Here is a 3,241-nt window from a genome sequence, read left to right on the forward strand (position 1 = left end):
CCGCACAAGCGGTGGAGCATGTGGTTTAATTCGATGATACGCGAGGAACCTTACCTGGGCTAGAATGTGAGTGAAGAAAGCAGAAACGTTTTCGTCCGCAAGGACACGAAACAAGGTGCTGCATGGCCGTCGTCAGCTCGTGCCGTGAGGTGTTGGGTTAAGTCCCGCAACGAGCGCAACCCTTGTCTTTAGTTGCCAGCACGTAATGGTGGGGACTCTAGAGAGACTGCCTGCGCAAGCAGAGAGGAAGGGGGGGACGACGTCAGGTCATCATGGCCCTTACGCCCAGGGCTACACACGTGCTACAATGGCGCCTACAGGGGGTATGCGAGCTGGTGACAGTGAGCCAATCTCTGGAAAGGGCGTCTCAGTTCGGATTGAAGGCTGCAACTCGCCTTCATGAAGTTGGAATCGCTAGTAATCGCGCATCAGCAATGGCGCGGTGAATACGTTCCCGGACCTTGTACACACCGCCCGTCAAGCCATGAAAGTCGGGTAGACCTGAAGCCGGCCGTTAAACCGCCGGTTAGGGTAGAATCGGTAATTAGGGCTAAGTCGTAACAAGGTAGCCGTACCGGAAGGTGCGGCTGGAACACCTCCTTTCTGGAGTACCTGACATTTATTATTCGTACCGCTACAGCGGTTCTCCCTCTTTCTCAGAGCGCAGGGTCCTGTCGCAGTTTACTGCTTCAGGAAACACGTTCTTTGACATGTTGACTGCAATAACAATTGGTAGTTGAGTTGAGCATACGTGCTCCTCAACACTCAATTTCACGAGCAAACAGAACTTTGACACTGCTACGGACGCGAGTCGGTAGCGTGGTAAATTCTACATACAAGCAAGGTGAAAGTTACAAAGGGCGCACGGGGGATGCCTAGGCTTCCGAAGGCGAAGAAGGACGTGCCAAGCTGCGAAAAGCTACGGGGAGCCGCACAGGGGCCTTGATCCGTAGGTATCCGAATGGGGAAACCCACTCCGCGAGGAGTACACCGCAAGGTGAGCGAACCTCCTGAACTGAAACATCTAAGTAAGGAGAGGAGAAGAAAACAAGAGTGATTTCGCAAGTAGTGGCGAGCGAACGCGAAGAAGCCCAAACCTGGGACGTTACGGCGTTACAGGGGTTGTAGGACCACGTTGTGAGACCTTTTTATCATAGGAGAACAGTCTGGGAAGGCTGGCCGTAGAGGGTGAAAGTCCCGTATCCGGCATGATGGAAGGCTCTAGTGGTATCCTGAGTAGGGCGGGGTCGGAGACGCCCCGTTCGAATCGAGCGGCACCATCCGCTAAGGCTAAATACTCTCGGAAGACCGATAGTGGACAAGTACCGTGAGGGAAAGGTGAAAAGGACCCAGGGTATGGGAGTGAAAAGAACCTGAAACCGTGCGCTTGCAAGCGGTCGGAGCAGACTTGATCTGTGACGGCGTGCCTTTTGCATAATGAGCCTACGAGTTACGGTAACCGGCGAGGTTAAGGTGCTTGAGCACCTGGAGCCGAAGCGAAAGCGAGTCCTAATAGGGCGGTTTTAGTCGGTTGCTGTAGACGCGAAACCTGAGTGATCTACCCATGGCCAGGTTGAAGCTTCCTTAACCGGAAGTGGAGGACCGAACCGGTAAACGTTGAAAAGTTTTCGGATGAGCTGTGGGTAGGGGTGAAAGGCTAATCAAACTGGGAAATAGCTCGTACTCTCCGAAATGCCTTTAGGGGCAGCGTCAGAGTTGATGTGGGCGGAGGTAGAGCTACCGATAGGACTAGGGGGAGTCGCATCCTACCAAATCCTGACGAACTCCGAATGCCGCCCAACTGTATCTGGCAGTGAGGGCTGGGGTGCTAAGGTCCCAGTCCGAGAGGGAAAGAACCCAGACCATCGGCTAAGGTCCTCAAATCATGACTAAGTTGAACAAAGGCGGTGCGGCTGCAGTGACAGCCAGGATGTTGGCTTGGAAGCAGCCATTCATTCAAAGAGTGCGTAACAGCTCACTGGTCGAGCGGCCGCGCATCGATAATGAACGGGCATCAAGTCATGTACCGAAGCCATGGATTGTACGGTTGACGTACAGTGGTAGGAGAGCATTCTGCACAGCGATGAAGGTTAATGGGGCAACCCGGGCTGGAGCGTGCAGAAAAGCAAATGTAGGCATAAGTAACGATAAGGGGAGCGAGAAACTCCCCCACCGTAAGACCAAGGGTTCCTAGATCAACGTTAATCGGATCAGGGTCAGTCGGGACCTAAGGGGTTAGCGAGAGCGAAGCTTCGATGGCAAACGGGTGAATATTCCCGTACCTGCGCTGGGTTAGCCCACGTTGACGGAGTCGAAAAGATCCTGCGTGCTGACGGAATAGCACGTTGAAGAGGCGGTAAGCGCCTCGATAGTACCGGCGAGCCTTCGGGCTCAAGGATATGGATCGGCCAGGCTTCCAAGAAAAGACGTGCAAGCGTACCAGCCAGCCCGTACCGTAAACCGACACAGGTGGTCGGGTAGAATATACCAAGGTGCTCGAGTGAATCACGGCTAAGGAACTCGGCAAAATAACCCTGTAACTTCGGGAGAAGGGGGGCCTACCGGTAACGGAGGCTGCAAGAGAATGGCCCAGGCGACTGTTTACCAAAAACACATGGCTTTGCAAAAACGAAAGTTGACGTATAAGGCCTGACACCTGCCCGGTGCTGGAAGGTTAAGAGGGGGGGTTAGCCGCAAGGCGAAGCTCTGAATCGAAGCCCCAGTAAACGGCGGCCGTAACTATAACGGTCCTAAGGTAGCGAAATTCCTTGTCGGGTAAGTTCCGACCTGCACGAATGGTGTAACGATCTGGGCGCTGTCTCAGCCGTGAGCTCGGTGAAATTGTAGTAGCGGTGAAGATGCCGCTTACCCGCAACGGGACGAAAAGACCCCGTGCACCTTTACTATAGCTTTACGCTGGTTGCGGCCAAGGGATGTGTAGGATAGGCGGGAGGCTATGAAGCGGTGTCGCTAGGCATCGTGGAGTCAACCTTGAAATACCGCCCTTCGCTTGGTTGCAACCTAACTCGAGATTTGAGGACACCGTATGGTGGGTAGTTTGACTGGGGTGGTCGCCTCCAAAAAGGTATCGGAGGCTTCCAAAGGTAGGCTCAGTACGCTTGGTAACCGTACGGAGAGTGCAATAGCATAAGCCTGCTTGACTGTGAGGCCGACAAGCCGATCAGGTCGGAAACGAGGGTATAGTGATCCGGTGGCACTGCATGGAAGGGCCATCGCTCAT

Annotated in this window: 2 rRNA genes; both read left to right on the forward strand. The window is 54.1% G+C overall.

Features of this window, described 5'->3' with window-relative positions:
• Window positions 1–603: ribosomal RNA gene (locus CV014_RS29640) — 16S ribosomal RNA — on the forward strand; the annotation flags it as partial.
• 241 nt (window positions 604–844) lie between these two features.
• Window positions 845–3,241: ribosomal RNA gene (locus tag CV014_RS29645) — 23S ribosomal RNA — on the forward strand; the annotation flags it as partial.

The sequence above is a fragment of the Nostoc sp. CMAA1605 genome (genome assembly GCF_021596505.1).
In the GTDB taxonomy this organism is placed as follows: domain Bacteria; phylum Cyanobacteriota; class Cyanobacteriia; order Cyanobacteriales; family Nostocaceae; genus Trichormus.